The organism is Undibacterium sp. JH2W (genome assembly GCF_049340425.1).
Classification (GTDB): domain Bacteria; phylum Pseudomonadota; class Gammaproteobacteria; order Burkholderiales; family Burkholderiaceae_D; genus Undibacterium.
Window position 1 is genome coordinate 1 of sequence record NZ_JBMPOT010000093.1, and the last position, 327, is coordinate 327.

The window sequence follows — 327 nt, forward strand, 5'->3', positions numbered from 1 at the left end:
ATGGTCTTCATGAACGCGTATTTGGCAGCGACTCCTGCGCAAAGTACGCTGCCGCCTTTTTTACGATATCGCGCTCCATCTTGGCCTGGGCCAGCTCCTTGCGTAGTTTGGCAACTTCCGCTTCGAGCTCTGGCACTGTGCGGCTTCCTGGGGCTGTCTTCTGCGGCTGACCACTCTTAGCCGCATTCACCCAACCAACCAAAGTCCCTTTCGGAATGGCAATACGAGATGCGGCTTCCTCTAGTGTCAACCCTTGCGCCAATACAAGTTTCACCGCTTCTTCCCGCAATTCCGGGGTATATCTTTTTTTCTGTTTCATTATTTCTC

General features: G+C 52.6%; 1 pseudogene. It reads right to left on the reverse strand.

From position 1 onward, the window contains the following. Nucleotides 1-319: pseudogene (locus ACO0LC_RS29265) on the reverse strand (transposase); the annotation flags it as partial. Between the last annotated feature and the right edge of the window lie 8 nt (nucleotides 320-327).